The sequence below is a fragment of the Bacillus sp. LL01 genome (genome assembly GCF_001037965.1).
Genome location: NZ_LFEL01000221.1, coordinates 1 through 3,705, shown reverse-complemented (window position 1 = coordinate 3,705; position 3,705 = coordinate 1). Strand labels below are relative to the sequence as shown.

Annotated in this window: 7 protein-coding genes; 5 read left to right on the top strand and 2 right to left on the bottom strand. The window is 38.6% G+C overall.

From position 1 onward, the window contains the following. The coding region (locus AB685_RS28315; RefSeq protein ID WP_047973943.1) for a PTS transporter subunit EIIC at positions 1–410 on the bottom strand (410 nt) is incomplete at its 3' end. Between the two features lie 233 nt (positions 411–643). Here AB685_RS28315 and AB685_RS28310 point away from each other — a divergent pair. The 5 genes from AB685_RS28310 to AB685_RS28290 all read left to right on the top strand — a co-directional run bounded on the left by AB685_RS28310 (position 644) and on the right by AB685_RS28290 (position 3,268). Continuing rightward, positions 644–1,006, top strand: coding sequence for a GntR family transcriptional regulator (locus AB685_RS28310; protein WP_082153811.1), 363 nt, complete (start codon positions 644–646; stop codon positions 1,004–1,006). A gap of 1 nt (position 1,007) precedes the next feature. Next, a complete protein-coding gene (locus AB685_RS28305; RefSeq protein WP_053073988.1) occupies positions 1,008–1,883 on the top strand; it encodes an ABC transporter ATP-binding protein in 876 nt (291 codons plus the stop codon). Continuing rightward, entirely contained in the window at positions 1,880–2,569 is a 690-nt protein-coding gene (locus AB685_RS28300; RefSeq protein WP_047973941.1) for a hypothetical protein, read from the top strand. Before AB685_RS28305 ends, AB685_RS28300 begins: the two co-directional genes overlap by 4 nt. A gap of 91 nt (positions 2,570–2,660) precedes the next feature. Next, positions 2,661–2,969 (top strand): DUF3243 domain-containing protein, encoded by a 309-nt coding sequence (locus AB685_RS28295; RefSeq protein WP_047973940.1) that lies wholly within the window; start codon positions 2,661–2,663, stop codon positions 2,967–2,969. A 119-nt stretch (positions 2,970–3,088) separates the two neighbouring features. Then, complete coding sequence (locus tag AB685_RS28290) at positions 3,089–3,268, top strand: small acid-soluble spore protein H (RefSeq protein ID WP_047973939.1); 180 nt, start codon at positions 3,089–3,091, stop codon at positions 3,266–3,268. 42 nt (positions 3,269–3,310) lie between these two features. On the opposite strand, the gene AB685_RS28285 is transcribed toward AB685_RS28290, so the two are convergent. Beyond that, a partial coding sequence (locus AB685_RS28285) for a cation:dicarboxylase symporter family transporter (protein WP_047973938.1) occupies positions 3,311–3,705 on the bottom strand: 395 nt, incomplete at its 5' end.

Here is a 3,705-nt window from a genome sequence, read left to right as displayed (position 1 = left end):
ACCAACATTTCAAACCCTGAACGCACTTTTCCTTCGAAGAGTTGATCGACTTTTTTAATCGCATATCCACCTAGTGGTCCCATAATCATCGCTCCGATAAACATCGGAATATCTGCACCGACGATGACACCCATGGCAGCTGTGGCCCCAACTACTCCACCTCGAATATCATAAACCATTCTCCCCCCTGTAAAGGCGATCAATAAAGGTAATAGGTAAATAATCATTGGATCAACGAGTTGAACTAAATTCTCATTCGGCAGCCATCCCGTTTCAATAAATAACGCTGTAATAATCCCCCAAGCGATAAATGCTCCAATATTAGGCATGATCATTCCGCTTAAGTAACTACCAAAGCGTTGAATCTTTGCTTTCACACCTGAATTGGCTTTTGTATTTTCATTTGGCATCGTATTTCCCCCCAAAAAAGTAATGAACTTATACTTTAATAGTAAAGCGCTATCATGCTGTTCTCAATCATATCTAAATGCAATTTCGTCACTCGACATGTTGACAAATTTAAAAACAACTTTTGGAAAACCTATTATTTGCTAGGCAAATACACATTTTCCCTTTTATTATTGACAATAATTTGTAATTGTAATATGGTTAGTTACATAAGTGATTAACCAAGGAGGTAATGATGGATCTTTTTGATGATAGCAGGCCTATTTTTTTACAAATTGCCGAACAAATATCAGATCATATTATTCATAACGAGCTTCCAGAGGGCACACAAGCTCCTTCAACGAACCAATTTGCAAAACATTATCAAATAAATCCGGCTACTGCAGCTAAAGGCATTAATCTTTTAGTAGACAAAGGCATTTTATTTAAACGAAGAGGTGTTGGAATGTTTGTAGCAGAAGGCGCACGTGAGCAATTGCTCGAAGAACGACGCCAGAAGTTCAATGAGGATTACATCGTGCCCTTGCTGCACGAAGCGGAGAAACTCCAACTTTCAAAAGAAGCTATCATTGAGATGATTTCAAAGGGAGGCAACTAAAATGACATGTTTAATAAATGTAGATAAGGTTTCAAAGGTAATAAAAAAAGAAATAATCATCGATTCAGTCTCCTGCTCATTTGAAGAAAATCGGATATACGGATTACTCGGAAGAAACGGAGCAGGTAAAACGACGCTTATGAAAATGATGACCGGCCAGTCCTTGCCAACAGAAGGCGACATTCTTATTAATGGCCAGTCCCCTTTTGATAACCCTACTGTTCAATCTCAGATTTGCTTTATTAAAGAGAGTGGCAATTTTAAAGAAACAATGAAAATAAAAGATATTATTAAATTTGCACCTGCTTATTACCCGAACTTGAATAAAGACTTTGCAYTTGAGTTAATTGAGACCTTCAAGCTTCCTGCTCACAAAAAAGTGTCTCAGCTATCAAAAGGAATGGTGTCAGCACTTGGTATTTCCATTGGGATTGCCAGTAGAGCACCCTTAACGATCTTTGATGAACCATACATTGGTATGGACGCTGCCGCCAGACAAACCTTCTATGACCTTCTTCWAGATGACTATACCATTCACCCAAGAACGAWCATCCTTTCTACTCATTTAATTGATGAAGTTAGCAATTTATTTCAAGATGTTTCCCTCATCGATAAAGGAAAACTTACACTATCTGAAAATATTGACAATTTAAAAGAAAGATCATTCGCTTTAAAAGGTAAAAAAGAAGAAATCTTACCTCTATTACAGCAAGTTCAAGTTCTTAAAGAAACAGCCTTCATCGGTGAATACACAKCCACTATTTACGACAAAGACATGCAGTTACCTTCTTTACCACCAACAATCGAGAAAAAATCACTATCTTTACAAAACTTAATGGTTTTATTAACCGATCAAAAAAAGGAGGAGAAAGTATGAGTCAGTTCACTGCTCAAAGCATCATGATCTTTTCTGAACTCAAGAATAGTCTCATTACATTTTGGAGCATTTTAACAGGGTTTATCTTGTTTTTCTTTTTACTGGTCATCTTTCTAGATATACCTACAATGTTTGTATTGACGACTCCACCTATGTATGTATTTATTGCTATTTTCTGTTATCGCTTAATGAGTGCAGGGGACTTTTCTCATTCCATTCATCTTGGTGTGACCAGAAAAGCATTTGTCCTGATGATAACGTTATTCACCATCCTCCTAAGTCTGTCATTTGCTCTATTGAATCAACTATATATTTTCATCATGAACTTCATTCAACCATTCGTGATAGAAAATGAGGTTACCTTTTTCATGTGGAGTACTATTTTATCAACAGGAAACGAATTTATGATCAACATTTTGGCTGATAGTTTGATCATGAGCACGCTTGGCATGTTATTATTTTTGCTCGCATCGCTTTCCTTTCGTTTTGGGCAATGGGCGATGTTATCACCTCTTGCAATCGTTGTGCTCCTACTATTCATCCCCGCCATCCATACACCCATCATAGACTGGATCATAGCACTACCAGGGAGTACTCAATACGTTGCTGAATTATTTACCTTACTATTAATAACGCTCACTTTGGGCGTTTTAAGTTACTTCACTCTCTCAAAAGCATCGGTTTGATGAAATCCTTTTTTTACAAGTTTATGTTTATCTTCTATAGATACGGGAACAGACCCCTGTACACCAAATATAGAATCAGGAGGTTTTATGCATGAACGAGAACAAAATCGAAAGTGAAGTTCAACAAGCTGTTCCTGAACAAAAAGAAGAAATTCTTGAGAATTTTGATAGGTTCAAGGATTATTTAGGTGACAAAGTAGCAAAAGGTGAGAAATTAGGTTTAGGTGAAGAAACGTTGGCTAAGTATGCTGAGAAGGTCGGCGACTATTTATCGGCAAAAGAAGAGCCTAGAAACCGTGAAGAGAAATTACTTCAAGAACTATGGTTATTAGGTGATCAGGACCAACGTCATCACCTAGCACATATGCTAGTAAGACTTGCTCAAACAACAAATAAATAATGACGATATCCCTTCGTTTAGTGCGGAGGGATTTTTGTTAGGGAAAACCGCTCTACATCAAAGAATAATAGCTGTTGATCTAACACATCCTATACCTGACAAAAAAGGAGGATGTAACGATGAACTCACTTCGCGCACAAGAAATTGCATCATCACCCGTCATGGCTAATGTGACGTACAACAACAAGTCGATCTATATTCAACATGTGGACGAAACCACTCAAATGGCAAGAATCTATCCGCTTGATCAGCCCGATTCTGAACAAGAGGTGCCCCTTTCACAGTTAAATGAGCACTAAAAAAAAAGAAGCTTTGGGTCCAAGCCAAAGCTTCTTTTCTCGTTAACTTGCCGGACGTTCGGCTTCTTCCATCCACTCGTCGCCTTCCACTGCTCTTGAAACAAGCATACTTGAGACCGCGTCTCCTGATGCATTAACCATCGTGGCCGGTGGGTCAACTAGTGTTCCAAGAATCGCCAGGATTGGTAGAGCTTCGATAGGAAATCCGTACATGGTAATAATCAACATTTCCCCAATAAAACCGCCACCCGGTACCCCWCTCATCACCGTTCCGACAAGCAGTGAAATTCCGATTGCGATCGCAAATGTTTGGAAACTAAGGAAATCCATTTGAAAAATACCAAATAAGAAGGCAATTTTCAAAATCGCCGCAAGGGCGGAACCATCCATGTGAATGGAAGCACCCAGTGGAATCACCACATCACGAACATCTTTAT